The 16,319-nt window shown below is 71.0% G+C and carries 18 protein-coding genes; 7 read left to right on the top strand and 11 right to left on the bottom strand.

Translation table 11 applies throughout. The features are described from left to right. Positions 1-8 precede the first annotated feature (8 nt). Positions 9-572, top strand: coding sequence for a TetR/AcrR family transcriptional regulator (locus B8W67_RS00300; protein WP_069391995.1), 564 nt, complete (start codon positions 9-11; stop codon positions 570-572). Positions 573-697: 125 nt separating this feature from the next. Beyond that, complete coding sequence (locus tag B8W67_RS00295) at positions 698-1,381, top strand: peroxiredoxin (RefSeq protein ID WP_069392040.1); 684 nt, start codon at positions 698-700, stop codon at positions 1,379-1,381. 27 nt (positions 1,382-1,408) lie between these two features. Here B8W67_RS00295 and B8W67_RS00290 read toward each other — a convergent pair whose 3' ends face one another. The 3 genes from B8W67_RS00290 to trxA are packed head-to-tail and all read right to left on the bottom strand — an operon-like array spanning position 1,409 to position 4,303. Then, positions 1,409-3,031, bottom strand: a complete 1,623-nt coding sequence (locus B8W67_RS00290; RefSeq protein WP_085301732.1) for an ABC-F family ATP-binding cassette domain-containing protein — start codon at positions 3,029-3,031, stop codon at positions 1,409-1,411. Between the two features lie 7 nt (positions 3,032-3,038). Further along, on the bottom strand, positions 3,039-3,890 hold the full coding sequence (locus tag B8W67_RS00285; RefSeq protein WP_069391993.1) for an enoyl-CoA hydratase: 852 nt from the start codon (positions 3,888-3,890) through the stop codon (positions 3,039-3,041). A 26-nt stretch (positions 3,891-3,916) separates the two neighbouring features. Continuing rightward, positions 3,917-4,303 (bottom strand): thioredoxin, encoded by a 387-nt coding sequence (gene trxA, locus B8W67_RS00280; protein ID WP_085301731.1) that lies wholly within the window; start codon positions 4,301-4,303, stop codon positions 3,917-3,919. 104 nt (positions 4,304-4,407) lie between these two features. Here trxA and B8W67_RS00275 point away from each other — a divergent pair, with 104 nt between their 5' ends. Further along, entirely contained in the window at positions 4,408-4,590 is a 183-nt protein-coding gene (locus B8W67_RS00275) for a DUF8730 family Cys-rich protein (RefSeq protein ID WP_084228737.1), read from the top strand. 6 nt (positions 4,591-4,596) lie between these two features. On the opposite strand, the gene B8W67_RS00270 is transcribed toward B8W67_RS00275, so the two are convergent. From B8W67_RS00270 to B8W67_RS00240, 7 genes are all read right to left on the bottom strand, one after another. Then, the gene (locus B8W67_RS00270; RefSeq protein ID WP_069391991.1) at positions 4,597-4,944 is read right to left on the bottom strand and encodes a metal-sulfur cluster assembly factor; all 348 of its coding nucleotides are present in this window, start codon (positions 4,942-4,944) and stop codon (positions 4,597-4,599) included. After that, the gene (gene sufU / locus B8W67_RS00265) at positions 4,941-5,480 is read right to left on the bottom strand and encodes a Fe-S cluster assembly sulfur transfer protein SufU (protein ID WP_085301729.1); all 540 of its coding nucleotides are present in this window, start codon (positions 5,478-5,480) and stop codon (positions 4,941-4,943) included. Before sufU ends, B8W67_RS00270 begins: the two co-directional genes overlap by 4 nt. A gap of 7 nt (positions 5,481-5,487) precedes the next feature. After that, positions 5,488-6,762: a cysteine desulfurase gene (locus tag B8W67_RS00260; protein WP_069391990.1), complete on the bottom strand. Its 1,275-nt coding sequence runs from the start codon at positions 6,760-6,762 to the stop codon at positions 5,488-5,490. Between the two features lies 1 nt (position 6,763). Then, on the bottom strand, positions 6,764-7,546 hold the full coding sequence (gene sufC / locus B8W67_RS00255; RefSeq protein ID WP_069391989.1) for a Fe-S cluster assembly ATPase SufC: 783 nt from the start codon (positions 7,544-7,546) through the stop codon (positions 6,764-6,766). Continuing rightward, positions 7,543-8,718, bottom strand: coding sequence for a Fe-S cluster assembly protein SufD (gene sufD, locus B8W67_RS00250; RefSeq protein WP_069391988.1), 1,176 nt, complete (start codon positions 8,716-8,718; stop codon positions 7,543-7,545). Before sufD ends, sufC begins: the two co-directional genes overlap by 4 nt. Then, positions 8,718-10,172 carry a Fe-S cluster assembly protein SufB gene (gene sufB / locus B8W67_RS00245; RefSeq protein WP_069391987.1) on the bottom strand — a complete coding sequence of 485 codons (1,455 nt, stop codon included), beginning with the start codon at positions 10,170-10,172 and terminating at the stop codon, positions 8,718-8,720. The genes sufD and sufB overlap by 1 nt, the downstream gene beginning before the upstream one ends. A 65-nt stretch (positions 10,173-10,237) precedes the next feature. Continuing rightward, the gene (locus B8W67_RS00240; protein WP_234793874.1) at positions 10,238-10,945 is read right to left on the bottom strand and encodes a helix-turn-helix transcriptional regulator; all 708 of its coding nucleotides are present in this window, start codon (positions 10,943-10,945) and stop codon (positions 10,238-10,240) included. Between the two features lie 106 nt (positions 10,946-11,051). On the opposite strand from B8W67_RS00240, the gene mptB reads away from it, so the two are divergent. Genes mptB through B8W67_RS00220 form a run of 4 tightly spaced genes read left to right on the top strand, consistent with a single transcriptional unit; the run spans position 11,052 to position 15,498 of the window. After that, positions 11,052-12,740 (top strand): polyprenol phosphomannose-dependent alpha 1,6 mannosyltransferase MptB, encoded by a 1,689-nt coding sequence (gene mptB, locus B8W67_RS00235; RefSeq protein ID WP_085301727.1) that lies wholly within the window; start codon positions 11,052-11,054, stop codon positions 12,738-12,740. After that, complete coding sequence (locus tag B8W67_RS00230) at positions 12,737-13,693, top strand: ABC transporter ATP-binding protein (protein ID WP_234793873.1); 957 nt, start codon at positions 12,737-12,739, stop codon at positions 13,691-13,693. Before mptB ends, B8W67_RS00230 begins: the two co-directional genes overlap by 4 nt. Next, complete coding sequence (locus B8W67_RS00225) at positions 13,690-14,481, top strand: ABC transporter permease (RefSeq protein WP_085301725.1); 792 nt, start codon at positions 13,690-13,692, stop codon at positions 14,479-14,481. The genes B8W67_RS00230 and B8W67_RS00225 overlap by 4 nt, the downstream gene beginning before the upstream one ends. 54 nt (positions 14,482-14,535) lie before the next feature. Continuing rightward, a complete protein-coding gene (locus B8W67_RS00220; protein ID WP_069391983.1) occupies positions 14,536-15,498 on the top strand; it encodes a COX15/CtaA family protein in 963 nt (320 codons plus the stop codon). Here the strand turns inward: B8W67_RS00220 and B8W67_RS00215 are convergent. Then, entirely contained in the window at positions 15,448-16,311 is an 864-nt protein-coding gene (locus B8W67_RS00215) for a DcsG N-terminal domain-containing protein (RefSeq protein WP_085301724.1), read from the bottom strand. The two genes, B8W67_RS00220 and B8W67_RS00215, sit on opposite strands and share 51 nt — an antisense overlap. Between the last annotated feature and the right edge of the window lie 8 nt (positions 16,312-16,319).

The raw sequence follows: 16,319 nt of genomic DNA, 5'->3' as shown, positions 1-16,319 counted from the left end.
CGGCCCCGGTGCCCAGGGTCAGCGAGGATCACCTGGCGGCGCGACGCCACCAGATCCTGGCCGGCGCGCGGCGCTGCTTCGCCGAGCACGGCTACGAGGGTGCCACGGTGCGCCGCCTCGAAGCCGCGATCGGGTTGTCGCGGGGGGCGATCTTCCACCACTTCCGGGACAAGGACACGCTGTTTTTCGAGCTGGCCCGCGAGGACGCCGAACGGATGGCCCAGGTGGCGACCCGCGAGGGACTGATCCAGGTGATGCGTGACCTGCTCGCCGCACCGGACGAATTCGATTGGCTGGCAACCCGATTGGAGATCGCGCGCAAACGCCGCAACGATCCGGAGTTCAACCGCGGCTGGGCCGAGCGCTCCGCCGAACTGGATGCGGCGACCACCGCGCGGCTGCGCCGGCAAAAGCAGGCCGGCCGTATCCGCGACGACGTGCCGGCCCCGGTGCTGCACTGCTATCTGGATCTGGTGCTCGACGGCCTGGTGGCCCGGCTGGCCGCCGGGGAGGACCCGGCCCGGCTGACCGCGGTGCTGGACCTGGTGGAGGACTCGGTACGGCACCGGTAAACTTCGATGTCCGGGCCGGTCCCGGGGTCGACCGCGAGCCTCACCGGCCGGGTCACCAGCCACGCACCACCGCCAAGGAGACGAATGTGACAACCGATCAGCAGATCGCCGAGCCCACCCCGACGATGCCGCGGATCGGTGATCCCGCACCGGCGTTCACCGCCGAGACCACGCAGGGCCCGATCAACTTCCCCGCCGACTACCGTGGCCGCTGGGTGATCTTGTTCTCCCACCCGGCCGATTTCACCCCGGTGTGCACCAGTGAGTTCGTCACGTTCGCCTCGATGCAGGAGCAGTTCGCCGCCTACAACACCGACCTGGTGGGGCTGTCGGTCGACGGCCTCTACAGCCACATCGCCTGGCTGCGCACCATCAAGGAGAAGATCGAGTTCCGCGGACTCAAAGACGTCGACGTCACGTTCCCGTTGATCGAGGACATCACGATGACGGTGGCGCGCAAGTACGGGATGATCATGCCCGGCGAAGCCTCGACCAAGGCGGTGCGCGCGGTGTTCGTCATCGACCCGACCGGGGTGATCCGCACGATCATCTACTACCCGCTGAGCCTGGGCCGCAACTTCGACGAGCTGCTGCGGGTGGTCAAGGGCCTGCAGACCGCCGATCACTTCGAGGTGGCCACCCCCGCCGACTGGCGTCCCGGTGAACCGGTGATCGTGCCGCCGGCCGGATCCTGCGGTGCCGCCGACGACCGGGTCGGTGGAGCGGAGTCCGGGGTGGAGTGCAAGGACTGGTTCTTCTGCACCCGGGAGATCTCCGAAGAGGACGTGGAGAAGGCGATCCGGCGCTGAGGCGCCGCGGCGGCTGCCCGCCGGGCATCAGGCCAATTCGATGAGGTCGGCGTACTCCGGCGACCAGTGGTCCTCGGTCCCGTCGGGCAGCAGCACCACCCGCTGCGGGTCGAGCGCCTCGGCCGCCCCCGGGTCGTGGGTGACCAGCACCACCGCGCCGACGTAACTGCGCAGCGCGTCGAGCACCTGTTCGCGGGAGGCCGGGTCGAGGTTGTTGGTGGGCTCGTCGAGCAGCAGCACGTTGGCGGTGGAGGCGACCAGCCCGGCCAGCGCCAGGCGGGTCTTCTCCCCGCCGGAGAGCGTCCCGGCGGGCTGGTCGAGCTGTGCGCCGCTGAACATGAAGGCGCCGAGCAGCCCGCGCAGCTCCTGTTCGCCGCTGTCGGGGGCGGCGTGGCGGATGTTCTGCCACACGCTGGCGGTGTCGTCGATCGTGTCGTGCTCCTGGGCGAAGTAGCCGATCTTGAGCCCGTGGCCGGGCATCAGCTGCCCGGCGTCGGCGGCCTCGGCGCCGGCGAGGATCCGCAGCAGGGTGGTCTTGCCGGCGCCGTTGAGCCCGAGCACCACCACCCGCGATCCCCGGTCGATGGCCAGATCGACGCCGGTGAACACCTCCAGTGAGCCGTAGGTCTTGGTCAGTCCGTGCGCGGTCAGCGGCGTGCGCCCGCAGCGCGCCGGGCTGGGGAACTTGATGCGGGCCACCTTGTCGCTGACCCGCTCCTCCTCGAGTGCGGCCATCATCCGGTCGGCGCGGCGCAGCATGTTCTGCGCCGCCACCGCCTTGGTGGCCTTGGCGCCGAGCTTGGCGGCCTGGCTGCGCAACGCGGCGGCCTTGCGTTCGGCGTTGCTGCGTTCCCGGCGCCGACGCGCCTCGTCGGTGGCGCGGGCCTCCAGGTATTTCTTCCAGCCCATGTTGTAGACGTCGGCTTCCCCGCGTACGGCGTCGAGGAACCAGACCCGGTTGACGACGTCGGCCAACAGGTCCACGTTGTGGCTGATGACCACCAGCCCGCCGGTGTGGTTGCGCAGAAAATCGCGCAGCCATCCGACCGAGTCGGCGTCGAGGTGGTTGGTCGGCTCATCGAGCAGCAAGGTGGTGTCGTCGCCGGCCTCGGCGGCCGCGAACAGGATCCGCGCCAACTCCACCCGGCGACGCTGCCCGCCGGAGAGGGTGCGCAGCGGCTGGGACAGCACCCGATCGGGCAGGCCCAGGCTGGTGCAGATGCGGCTGGCCTCGCTCTCCGCGCCGTAGCCGCCGAGGGTGGCGAACTGTTCCTCGAGGTGGCCGTAGCGACGAATCGCCTTGTCGCGCGCCGCGTCGTCGGCGGCCTCGGCCATCCGGGCCTGCTGTTTCTCCATCTCGGCGAGCAGGGTGTCCAGGCCGCGCGCGGAGAGCACCCGGTCGCGGGCGAGCACCTCCAGGTCGCCCTGCTTGGGGTCCTGGGGCAGGTAACCGATCGCCCCCGCCCGGGTCAGGGTCCCGGCGTAGGGCTCGCTCTCCCCCGCCAGGATGCGCAGCGTGGTGGTCTTGCCGGCACCGTTGCGGCCCACCAGCCCGATGCGGTCGCCGGGCTGGATGCGCAGGGCGGCACCGGTCGCGTCCAACAGCGTGCGCGCTCCAGCGCGGACCTCGAGGTCCGTTGCGGTGATCACACCACTCCTAAGAGTCGGCCGGCGGGGCCGACTTGTCGTCGGTGAACCTCGGGGCGCGCCGCTGGGCACGGGCGGCGACGGCCTCCTCGAAGTTGTCGGTCAACAGACGCACATACAGCTGACCGAGGCCCTCGGCCTGCATGTGCCCCTCCAGGCTAGCGGCGTCCATGCCGCTCCACAGGGTGCGTTTGGTCAGCTCCACGCCGGGCCGGGAGAACCCGGCGATGCGCTCGGCCAGCCGGTAGCACTCGGGCAGCAGCTCCGCGTCGGGCACCGCACGCGACACCAGCCCGATGCGCTCGGCCTCGGCGGCGTCGACGTCACGGCCGGTCAGCATGAGCTCGGCGGCCCGGGAGGTGCCGATCGCCCGCGGCAGCAGGTAGCTCAAGCCGAGCTCACTGGCGGTGAGCCCGTTGTTGATCCCGGCGGCGCGGAAGTAGGCGCCGGCGCCGGCCACCCGGATGTCGCAGGCCAGGGCCAGGCACAGACCCCCGCCGATCGCGGCGCCGTTGACCGCGGCGATCACCGGCTGGTGCAGCCGGCGCAGCGTCATGATGACGTCGTCGAGGATCTCCATCGAGCGCAGCGCATAGGTGGGCCGGGTCAGACCGGCCACGTGCGGCACCGAGCCGGCCGATTTGTGGTCGGCACCCGAGGAGAAGCCCCGGCCCGCCCCGGTGAGGACCACCACCCGCACCGCGGTGTCGTGGTGCACCGCGGTGAGCGTCTCCTGCAGCGGCACCATCACGTCGAAGGCCATCGAGTTCATCCGCTCCGGGCGGTTGAGGGTGATGAGCGCGACCTCGGGACGGGGGTGCTCGACGAGGACCAGCGGGCGGGCGGATGTCACGGCATGCACGCTATCGCGTGCCCGCCGGGCGGCCCTCAGTCGGTGTCGTCGGCCTGCTCGGCGTCCTGGGCCTCCTGAGCGGCCAGGGCGGCCTCCACATCGAGGTCTTTGACCTGCTTGACCAGGTCATCAAGGGCCGTCGGCGGCAACGCTCCGGCCTGGTTGAACACCAGGTGACCCTTCTTGAACGCCATCAGCGTCGGGATCGAGCGGATGTTGGCCGCCGCGGCGAGTTCCTGCTCGGCCTCGGTGTCGACCTTGGCGTGCACGATGTCGGGGTGCTTCTCGGCGGATGCGGCGAACGTGGGCGCGAACGAGCGGCACGGGCCGCACCAGGAGGCCCAGAAGTCGACCAGCACCATCTCGTTGCCCGAGATGAGGTCGTTGAACTCTGCGGTGGTGATGTCTTGGGTTGTTGCCATGTCCGGCCTAACGTGCGCAGCGGGCGGGAATGTTCCCGCGGTGGGACCACCGTAGCGCACGTCATACCCCTGGGGGTATGATGATGCGCGGGAAAGGAGTCCTCATGTGTCAGCCAGTCCGCTGCCGGCAATGCGGCAAGACGACGTGGTCTGGCTGCGGCCAGCACGTCGACCAGGTGCGTGCGACGGTGAAGCCCGACCAGTGGTGCGCCGGGCATCCGCAACCGCCGGCGACCCCGATGATGGCCGGGCTGCGCCGCCGGTGGCGGCGCCGCGGCGGGGCGTGACCGCCGCTACACGGTGAAGCCGAGGGCCCGCAGCTGCTCGCGGCCGTCGTCGGTGATCTTGTCCGGGCCCCAGGCCGGGATCCACACCCAGTTGAGCTTCAGGTCGTTGACCAGGCCGCTACCGATCAGCGCGGTGTGGATCTGATCGGAGATCATGTCCTGCAGCGGGCACTCCGCCGATGTCAGGGTCATGTCGATGAGCACGGTGGTGCCCTCGTCCTCGCGCTGCAGCTTCATGTCGTACACCAGGCCGAGGTCGACCACGTTGATCCCGATCTCCGGGTCGATGACGTCGTGCATCGCCTCGTCGACCTCGGCGTACAGTTCGTCGTCGGTGGTGAGTGTCTCGGTCATTTCTCTACCTCCACTGGTTGTGCGGGTTGGGTGACGGCAGCCGAGGCGGTCGCCGTCGAGTCTGGGTCGGTCTGCGGGTGCTCGCCGCCGGTGGATTCGGTGCTGGCCTCGGCCAGCGCGGCGATGAACGCCGTCCAGCCCAGCAGCGCACACTTGACCCGGGCCGGGTACTTGGCGACCCCGGCGAACGCGATGCCGTCGCCGATGACCTCCTCGTCCCCGTCGACGGTGCCGCGCGAGGACACCATCTCGGTGAACGCCGACACCGTCGCCATCGCCTCGTCGACCGCCAACCCGATCAGCTGATCGGTGAGCACCGAGGTGGCCGCCTGGCTGATCGAGCAGCCCTGCCCATCGTAGGAGATGTCGACGATCTGGCGCCGGTCCGGCGACAGCCGCACCCGCAGGGTCAGCTCGTCGCCGCAGACCGGATTGACGTGGTGCACCTCGGCGTCGAACGGCTCACGCAACCCGCGGTGGTGCGGGTGCTTGTAGTGATCGAGGATCACTTCCTGATAGATCTGCTGGAGTCGCATAGCCGCCTCACGTCCTGCCGAAGAAGTCCAGAGCGCGGCGCACCCCGCCGACCAGGCGGTCCACCTCGTCGAGGGTGTTGTACACGGCGAAGGAGGCCCGGGCGGTCGCGGCGATGCCGAACCGGCGGTGCAGCGGCATCGCGCAGTGGTGGCCCACCCGCACCGCCACACCGTCGTCGTCGAGGACCTGGCTGACGTCGTGGGCGTGCACCCCGTCGACGACGAACGACACCGGCGAGCCGCGGTCGGCCAACGTTGTCGGCCCGATGATGCGCACCCCGCGGACGGCGCGCAGGCCGTCGAGGGCCGCGGCGACCAGCTGCTGCTCGTGGGCGGCGACCGCGGCCATGCCCAGGTTCGCCAGGTACTGCGCGGCCGCGCCGAGCCCGACCACCTGCGAGGTCATCGGCGTGCCGGCCTCGAACCGCTGCGGTACCGGGGCGTAGGTGGATTCGGTCATGCTCACCGTCTCGATCATCGACCCGCCGGTGAGGAACGGCGGCGCGTCGGCGAGCACGTCACGCCGGCCGTAGAGCACCCCGACGCCGGTGGGGCCGAGCATCTTGTGCCCGGAGAACGCGGCGAAATCGACGTCGAGGCCGTGCAGGTCGACCGGCTGGTGGGGCACCGACTGGCAGGCGTCGAGCACGGTGAGCGCCCCGACGGCCTTGGCGCGGGCCACCAGCTCGGCCACCGGGGCGACGGCGCCGGTGACGTTGGAGTGATGGCTGAACGCCACGATCTTGACCCGCTCGTCGAGGACCAGCGAATCCAGGTCGATGCGCCCGGCGTCGGGCCCGGTGTCGGTGACCTCATACCAGCGCAGCGTGGCGCCGGTGCGCCGGGCCAGTTCCTGCCAGGGCACCAGGTTGGCGTGGTGTTCGAGTTCGGTGGTGACGATGACGTCGCCGGGGCCCACCGCCCCGGCGAACCGGTCGTCGCCGGCGAGATAGGACACCAGGTTCAGCGCCTCGGTGGCGTTCTTGGTGAACACCAGCTCGTCGGGGTCGGCGCCGACGAACGCCGCGACCGCCGCACGGCCGGCCTCGTAGGCGTCGGTGGCCTCCTCCATCAGCTGGTGCGCCCCACGGTGCACCGCCCCGTTGGAGGTGGTCAGAAACCGCCACTCGGCGTCGAGCACCGACCGGGGCCGCTGCGAGGTGGCCCCGGAATCCAGGTAGGCCAGCGGGTTTCCTCCCCGCATGGTCCGTCCCAGGATCGGGAAGTCGGCCCGGATGGCGGTGGTGTCCAGTACAGCCGGGCCGCTGACCGAGACCGACATCTCAGGACCCCGCGGCCGCCGCGTGGGTGAACCGCTCGTAGCCGTTCTCCTCGAGTTCGTCGGCGAGTTCGGGACCACCGGATTCGATGATCCGCCCGTCGACGAAGACGTGGACGAACTGCGGCTTGATGTAGCGCAGGATCCGGGTGTAGTGGGTGATCAGCAGGATGCCGGCGTGCTCGGCCTCGGCGTAGCGGTTCACGCCCTCGCTGACCACCCGCAGCGCGTCGACGTCGAGACCGGAGTCGGTCTCGTCGAGGATCGCGATCTTGGGCTTGAGCAGACCCAGCTGCAGGATCTCGTGGCGCTTCTTCTCCCCGCCGGAGAAGCCCTCGTTGACGCTGCGTTCCCCGAACGACGGGTCGATCTCCAGGTCGGCCATCGCGCCCTTGACCTCTTTGACCCAGTGCCGCAGCTTCGGCGCCTCGCCGCGCACCGCGGTCGCCGCGGTGCGCAGGAAGTTCGACATCGACACCCCCGGCACCTCGACCGGGTACTGCATCGCCAAGAACAGGCCGGCGCGGGCACGTTCGTCCACACTCATCGCCAGCACGTCCTCGCCGTCGAGGGTGATCGACCCGCCGGTCACCTCGTATTTGGGGTGTCCGGCCACCGCGTAGGACAGGGTGGATTTGCCGGACCCGTTGGGGCCCATCAGCGCGTGGACCTCACCGGAGCGCACCGTGAGGTTCACGCCCTTGAGGATCGGCACGGCTTCGTTGCCGTCGGCGCTGGCCGAACGGGCGACGCTGACGTGCAGGTCGGTGATTTCCAGGGTGGTCATGAGCGGTTGGTTTCCTTTTCGGTCAGGGCCAGTTCGTGTTCGATGGCGTCGGTGAGCCGGTCGCGGACCGCCGGGACGGCGATCTTGGCGATGACCTCACCGAAGAAGCCGCGCACGATCAGTCGGCGTGCCTGGTCCTCGGGGATCCCGCGGGCCAGCAGGTAGAACAGTTGCTCGTCGTCGAAACGTCCGGTGGCACTGGCGTGCCCGGCGCCGAGGATCTCCCCGCACTCGATCTCCAGGTTGGGGATCGAGTCGGCGCGAGCCCCGTCGGTGAGGACGAGGTTGCGGTTGAGCTCGTAGGTGTCGGTGCCCGAGGCCTCGGCACGGATGAGTACGTCGCCCACCCATACGGTGCGCGCATCGGGGAGCTCGGAGTCCGGATCGCCTTGCAGCGCACCCTTGTACATGACGTGCGAACGGCAGTCCGGGGTGCTGTGGTCGATGAGCAGCCGCGACTCCAGGTGTTGGCCGTCGTCGGCGAAGTACAGCCCCAGCAGTTCGGCGTCACCGCCGGGCCCGGTGTAGCCGACCCGGCCGGTCAACCGCACCAGCTCCCCGCCGAGTTGCACCGCGGCGTGGCGCAGCACCGCGTCCTTGCCCAGCGTCGCGTGGTGCATGCTCACGTGCACCATGTCGGCGTCCCAGTCGGCGATCCACACCACGGTGAGCCGGGCGGCGTCGGCGACCACGAACTCGACGTTGTCGGCGTAGGTGCCGCCGCCGCGCAGGTCGATCACCACGGTGGCCTCGGCGAGCTCGGTGACCCGCAGCTGCAGGTGCCCGTAGGCGACCGCCCCGGCGCCGGGCCCGGTGACGGTGACCTCGATCGGCGTGTGCGGGTCGGCGTCGGCGCCCGCGGTGACGATGGTGGCCTCGGTGAACGACGAGAACGCCTGGGCGGCGATCCGGTCGGCGGGCACCCCGGCCTCGCCGAGGCGGGCATCGCCGCGGCGCACCCGTTCGACCTGCACGCCGTCACGCTCGGTCACCGCGATGTTCGCCGCCCCGGTGGCCGGGGCGCTGCCGTCGTGCAGGCCGCGCAGCCGGCGCAGCGGGGTGAACCGCCAGATCTCGTCGCGACCGCCGGGCGTTTCGAACGCGTCGACGTCGAACGAGGTGAACACCTCGCCCTTGGTGGTGCCCTCGATGGCTTCGGTGAGGTTGGTCACTAGCCCACCGAGCCTTCCATCTGCAGCTCGATGAGCCGGTTGAGTTCCAGGGCGTACTCCATCGGGAGCTCCTTGGCGATGGGCTCGACGAAGCCGCGCACGATGGTGGCCATCGCCTCCTCCTCGGTCAGCCCACGGCTCATCAGGTAGAACAGCTGGTTCTCGTTGACCTTCGACACGGTCGCCTCGTGGCCGATCGTGACGTCGTCCTCGCGGATGTCGACGTAGGGGTAGGTGTCGGAGCGGCTGATGGTGTCCACCAGCAGCGCGTCGCACTGCACGTTGGACTTCGAGCCGTGCGCTCCCTTGTGCACCTCGACCAGCCCCCGGTAGGAGGACCGGCCGCCGCCGCGGGCCACCGACTTCGACACGATGTTGCTCGAGGTGTTGGGCGCCAGGTGCAGCATCTTGGCCCCGGTGTCCTGGTGCTGCTGCTCGCCGGCGAACGCCAGCGAGAGCACCTCGCCGCGGGCGTGCTCCCCGGTCATCCAGACCGCCGGGTACTTCATCGTCACCTTGGAGCCGATGTTGCCGTCGATCCACTCCATGGTGGCGCCCTCTTCGGCGCGGGCCCGCTTGGTCACCAGGTTGTAGACGTTGTTCGACCAGTTCTGGATCGTGGTGTAGCGGCACCGGCCGCCCTTTTTGACGATGATCTCCACCACCGCCGAGTGCAGCGAGTCGCTGGAGTACACCGGGGCGGTGCAGCCCTCCACGTAGTGCACGTAGGCGTCCTCGTCGACGATGATCAGGGTCCGCTCGAACTGGCCCATGTTCTCGGTGTTGATCCGGAAGTAGGCCTGCAGCGGGATGTCGACGTGCACGCCCGGCGGCACGTAGACGAACGACCCGCCGGACCAGGTGGCGGTGTTCAGCGCGGAGAACTTGTTGTCCCCGGCCGGGATCACCGTGCCGAAGTACTGCCGCATCATGTCTTCGTAGTCGCGCAGCGCGGTGTCGGTGTCGACGAAGACGACGCCCTTCTCCTCCAGGTCCTCGCGGATCTTGTGGTAGACGACCTCCGACTCGTACTGGGCGGCCACCCCGGAGACGTAGCGCTGCTTCTCCGCTTCGGGGATGCCGAGCTTGTCGTAGGTGTTGCGGATGTCCTCGGGCAGGTCCTCCCAGGTCTGGGCCTGGCGTTCGGTGGACCGGACGAAGTATTTGATGTTGTCGAAGTCGATGTCACCGAGGTAGGAGCCCCAGGTCGGCATCGGCTTCTTGCCGAAGATGCCCAGCGCCTTCAGCCGGGTCTTGAGCATCCACTCCGGCTCGTCCTTCTTCGCGGAGATGTCGCGGACGACGGCTTCGGACAGGCCGCGCTGCGCCGCGGCGCCGGCGTCGTCGGAGTCGGCCCAGCCGTACTCGTAGCGGCCCAGCGAGGCGATCGTCTCCTCTTGGGTCAGCGGTTCGGGCCGGGCATCGGCTGCCGCGGTCTCGGGCGTGACGGTCATTTCACCGCTCCTTCGCTCGTTGGGGCTTCGGCGCGCGGGCTGGGCGCCGAAGGTTGAGGGGGTTGCTAATGGTCCGCACTGATCAGCGGGATGTGGGTGGTGCAGGCATTGTCTCCGTTGGCGATGGTGGCCAGCCGCTGCACGTGGGTGCCGAGGACCGCGGCCATCGCCTCGCGCTCGGCTTCGCACAGCTCCGGGAACTCCTCGGCGACGTGGGAGACCGGGCAGTGGTGCTGGCAGATCTGCATGCCCTGCATCGGCCCGGCCACCCGGGCGGTGCTGGCCACGTAGCCGGCGTCGGTCAGCGCGGCGGCCACCCGGTCGGCGGCAGCGGCGATGTCGGCGTCCTCACCGCTGGCGGCCGGGGTCACGTCGGCGAGGATGGTGTCGATGCGACGGCGGGCGAACGCCCGGATCGCCTCCTTGCCGCCGATCTCGCGCAACTGCCGCAACGCGGCCACCGCCAGGTCGTCGTAGGCGTGCTCGAGTTTGGCCCGACCCGCCGCGGTGAGCCGGAAACGTTTGGCCGGGCGACCGCGCCCGACGTGCTGCCAGGCCGCGGCCGGCGAGGCCTCGGCGTCGCCGGCGGCGATCAGCGCGTCGAGGTGGCGGCGCACCCCGGCGGCGGAGAGTCCCAGCCGTTCCCCGATCTGACCGGCGGTGATCGAGCCGGACTCGGTGAGCAGACGCACGACCTCGCGACGGGTGTGCCCTTCGGCGGTCGCCCCCGTCGCGTCGGTGGTGGCCGCGGCCACCGGCGCCTTGATTTTCACAACATCAGTGTGACGCAATTCCACGGACCGGTCTAGCAAGGCAACCCTTACCCGACGTCGGGCCTGCCCCCGTGGTCGCCGCCACCCGGCCGGTTACGCTGCTGGGATGCCCGCCCGCCGCCTCGCGCTGAGTTCGACGATCGCGCGGTGGCACGCCGACGAACGCCCCGTCGGCTCCCCCCTGAACCCGGCCGAGCTGGTCGCGTTGCGCCACACCCGGCTGTTCGGCGCGACCGGGACGGTGCTGATGGCGATCGGGGCGCTGGGCGCCGGGGCGCGCCCGGTGGTGCAAGACCCCACCTTCGGGGTGCGGCTGCTGAACCTGCCGTCGCGGATCCAGACCGTCTCGCTGACGATGACCACCACCGGGGCGGTGATGATGGCGCTGGGCTGGCTGCTGCTGGGGCGGTTCACCCAGGGCACCCGCCGGTTGTCGCGCAGCCAACTGGACCGCACGTTGCTGCTGTGGATCCTTCCGCTGCTGTTCGCCCCGCCGATGTACAGCAAGGACGTCTACTCCTACCTGGCGCAGAGCCAGATCTCGCTGCTGGGCAAGGACCCCTACCAGGTGGGTCCGGCACCCGGGCTGGGGCTCGACCACGTGTTCACCCTGTCGGTGCCGAGCCTGTGGCGGGAGACCCCCGCCCCCTACGGGCCGCTGTTCTTGTGGCTGGGGCGCGGCATCTCCCACCTCACCGGGGAGAACATCGTCGCCGCGGTGCTCTGCCACCGGCTGGTGGTGCTCATCGGTGTCGGCATGATCGTGTGGGCGGTGCCCCGGCTGGCGCGCCGCTGCGGGGTCGCCGAGGTCAGCGCCCTGTGGCTGGGGGCGACCAACCCGCTGCTGCTGATGCACCTGGTGGCCGGCATCCACAACGAGGCGCTGATGCTGGGGCTGATGCTCACCGGCACCGAGTTCGCGCTGCGCGGCATCGACGCCGGGCGCGGGCTGCTGCCGGACCGGCCGTGGCGGTGGCCGCGCGGAGCGCCGGAGCGGCAACGCTGGATGCCGCTGGCGATGCTGCTCGCCGGCGTCGTGCTGATCACGTTGTCGGCGCTGGTGAAGCTGCCCTCGCTGCTGGCGCTGGGGTTCGTCGCGATGGCGTTGGCGAACCGCTGGGGCGGCACCGTCAAGGCGTTCCTGACGGCCGGGACGGCGATGACCGTGGTGGCGCTGACGGTGATCGTGGTGATCGGCGTCGCCAGCGGACTCGGATTCGGGTGGCTCAACACGCTGGGCACCGCCAACGTGGTGCGCAGTTGGATGTCGCCGCCGACGCTGATCGCCTTGGGCACCGGGCAGGTGGGCATCCTGCTGGGCCTGGGTGACCACACCACCGCGGTACTGGGGCTGACCCGCGGCATCGGTGTGTTGATCATCGCCGCGATCGTCGCCTGGCTGCTGCTGGCGGTGTTGCGCGGACGGCTGCACCCGGTCGGCGGGTTGGGGGTGGCGCTGGGGATCACCGTGCTGCTGTTCCCGGTGGTGCAGCCGTGGTATCTGCTGTGGGCGATCATCCCGCTGGCCGCCTGGGCGACCCGGCCGGGCTTCCGGATCGCGGTGATCGCGGTGACGCTGATCGTCGGGGTGTTCGGCCCGACCGCCAACGGCGACCGGTTCGCGCTGTTCCAGATCGTCGACGCCACCGTGGCCAGCACCCTGATCGTCGCCGTGGTGATCGCGCTGACCCACCGGCAACTGCCCTGGCGCGGGCTGCCCGGCGACCGGGACCGCCCCCGGCAGCGGCCCGCGGGTCCCCCGGCCGCCGCCGCGTCCTACGCTGAGTCCCCGTGAGCACCAGCGTCGATCCCTCCCCCGCGGTCCCGCTGCGCCTGCACGGTGTCAGCAAACGGTTCGGCAGCGGCGACACCGCCGTGCACGCGGTCTCCGATCTGCACCTGGAGGTGCAGCGCGCCGAGGTGTTCGCGCTGCTCGGCCCGAACGGGGCCGGCAAAACCACGACGGTGGAGATGTGCGAGGGCTTCGTGCGTCCCGACGCCGGGCGCATCGAGGTGCTCGGACTGGACCCGATCGCCGACAACGCCGCGGTCCGCGCCCGCATCGGGGTGATGCTGCAGGGCGGCGGCGGCTACCCGGCCGCCCGCGCCGAGGAGATGCTGAACCTGGTCGCCGCCTACGCCGCCGACCCGCTGGACCCGCAGTGGCTGCTGGACACCCTGGGGTTGACCACCGCGGCACGCACCACCTACCGGCGGCTCTCCGGCGGCCAGCAGCAGCGTCTCTCGCTGGCCTGCGCCCTCGTCGGGCGCCCCGAACTGGTCTTCCTCGACGAGCCGACCGCCGGGATGGACGCGCACGCCCGGGTGCTGGTGTGGGAGCTCATCGACGCGCTGCGCCGCGACGGGGTGACCGTGGTGCTCACCACCCACCACCTCAAGGAGGCCGAGGAGCTGGCCGACCGGCTGGTGATCATCGACCGGGGCCGGCTGGTCGCCGCCGGCACCCCCGCCGAACTGACCCGCTCCGGCGCCAAAGACCAGCTGCGGTTCTCCGCGCCGCACCGCCTGGACCTGACCGGGCTGACCGCCCGGCTGCCGCAGCTCTACCGGATCAGCGAACCGGTGCCCGGGGAATACCTGGTGGAAGGGCCGGTGGATCCGTCGCTGTTGGCGACCGTCACCGCCTGGTGCGCGGAACTGTCGGTGCTGGCGACCTCGATGCGGGTGGAGCAACGCACCCTCGAAGACGTCTTTTTGGAGCTGACCGGAAGGGAGGTGCGCGCATGAGCGCCCCATCCGCCCCGTTCCCGGCGGGCACGTTCACCCCCGATCCCCGACCCAACGCGGTGCCCGCGATGCTGGCCGCCCAGTACCGCCTCGAGCTGAAGCTGTTGCTGCGCAACGGCGAACAGCTGCTGTTGACGATGTTCATCCCGATCACCCTGCTGATCGGGATGACCCTGCTGCCGCTGGGCTCGTTCGGCTCCGGTCCCGGCGTGCGGGCCGCGGTGTTCACCCCGGCGATCATGGCGCTGGCGGTGATCTCCACCGCGTTCACCGGCCAGGCGATCGCGGTGGCCTTCGACCGTCGCTACGGCGCACTCAAACGCCTCGGGGCCACCGCGCTGCCGGTTTGGGGCATCATCGTCGGGAAATCGCTGGCCGTGGTGACCGTGGTGTTCTTGCAGGCGATGCTGCTCGGCTCGATCGGGTTCGCGCTCGGCTGGCGGCCGGAACCGGCCGGTCTGCTGCTCGGCGCACTCGTCATCGCGCTGGGCACCGCCACGTTCGCCGCGATGGGTCTGCTGCTCGGCGGCAGCCTCAAAGCCGAGGTCGTGCTGGCGCTGGGCAACCTGCTGTGGTTCGTGTTCGCCGGACTCGGGGCGCTGACCGTCGAGACCGACACCGTTCCCGACGCGCTGGCCTGGGCCGCGCGCCTGACCCCGTCGGGGGCGCTGACCGAGGCGCTGACCCGCGCGATGACGCTGTCGGTGGACTGGCTGGGCATCGCGGTGCTCCTCGCCTGGGCGGCGGCGGCCGCCGCCGGTGCGCTGCGCTGGTTCCGTTTCACCTGAGTGCGCGGTGAGGCCACCCACCCGGTCTGCTACTACATCGGGTAGTTTCAGGTCGTGAGCTTGGGACGCGCCCTGCTGCGCCTGGTGGACGTGCTGCCGATGCCGAGCCTGCGAACCCAGCGGATACTGGCCGCGGCGGTCATCGTCACCCAGGGCACCATCTCGGTGACCGGGGCGATCGTGCGGGTCACCGCCTCGGGGTTGGGCTGCCCGACCTGGCCGCAGTGTTTCCCGGGCAGTTTCACCCCGGTCGCGGTCGCCGAGGTACCGCATCTCCACCAGGCCATCGAGTTCGGCAACCGGCTGGTCACGTTCGCGGTGGCGCTCGCCGCCGGGCTGGCGGTGCTCGCCGTGGTGCGGGCCCGCCGCCGCGCCGAGGTGCAGGTCTACGCCTGGTTGATGCCGGCGTCGACCGTGCTGCAGGCGATCCTGGGCGGCATCACCGTGCGCACCGGTCTGCTGTGGTGGACGGTGGCGCTGCATCTGCTGATCTCGATGGCGATGGTGTGGCTGGCGGTGCTGTTCTACGTCAAGGTCGGCGAACCCGACAGCGACACCGCGGTCGTGCTCGCCCGGGTGCCGGCGCCGCTGCGCTGGCTGACCGCGCTGACCGGGGTGATCCTGGCGGCCATTCTGGTGGCCGGCACGCTGGTGACCGGGGCCGGCCCGCACGCCGGGGACAAGAACATCGACCGGCCGGTGCCGCGGCTGCAGGTGGAGATCACCACGCTGGTGCACGCCCACTCGTCGTTGACGGTGGCCTACCTGTCGCTGCTGGTGGCGTTGGGCTTCGCGCTGGCCGCGGTGCGGGCGGCGCGGACGCTGCTGGTGCGCCTGGCGGTGCTGCTGGCGCTGGTGGCCTGTCAGGCGGTGGTGGGCATCGTGCAGTTCTACGCCGGAATCCCGCCGGCACTGGTGGCGGTGCACGTGGCGTTCGCGGTGCTGTGCACCGCGACCACCGCCGGGCTATGGGCGGCGATGCGACAGCGGGCCGAGCCCGCGGCGCTGCAGGGCTGACTCCACCGCCAACGCGAACTGGCGCTGGTGACGCGCCCGGGCGTCGGCGCCCAGGGCCGTCCAGCCCAGCACCGGGTCGATGAGCTGCAGCCGCAGCAGCTGCGGCCCGGCGCCCTCGGCGCCGTCGGCCACCACCGCCCGCGCCAGGAGGATCTCGTCGCTGCCCACCCCGGCCTGTGCGGCGGCCGCGGCCAGGGCGGCCTGACCGACGTCCCAGACGCCGAAGTCGGCGTCGACGGGCGCAGCGGCGGCCAGCGCGTGCGACGGCGCGCCGCCGAGGAACACCAGCGCGATGCGCTGCCGGGTCTGCGCCGGCTGGATCACCACGGTCTGCCCGCTCGCCTGCAGCCGGTGGGCGTGCTCACGCGCCGCGTCGGCGCGGTCGAACCGGCGTGCGCCGGCACCGACGGCCGGGGCCACCACCACGCCGTCCACATCGTCGCCGACCCGCACGACCTGCCCCGGGGCGAACACCGTGGTCTCCACCGTGGGCACCCCGGCGTCGCTCAGGTCCAGCAGATAGCGCTTGTCGCCGTTCCAGGTGAGCACCGGCGGCGGGTTGAGCATCTGCGGCAGCGCGGCGATCCGGTCGGCGAACTCCGCCTGATGGCTGCGGTGATCACCGACCGCGCGCAGGATCACCAGGTCGGCGCCGGCGGTCGCCGGGTCGGTCCACGCCAGCCACCGGGCGTGCAGCCCGCGGGCGCGCAGCGCGGCGACCAGGCCGGCGTCGTCGGGCGGGCCGGCCGGCCGCGCCGGGTCCGCGGCGAGCACGATCCGCGGGTGGAACACGTCGGGGCGGGCCAGCTTCATGCCGTCGG

The sequence above is a fragment of the Mycolicibacillus koreensis genome, from assembly GCF_002104795.1.
In the GTDB taxonomy this organism is placed as follows: domain Bacteria; phylum Actinomycetota; class Actinomycetes; order Mycobacteriales; family Mycobacteriaceae; genus Mycobacterium; species Mycobacterium koreense.
The sequence above is the reverse complement of the archived record's forward strand: the minus strand, read 5'-3'. Positions and strand labels throughout refer to the sequence as shown.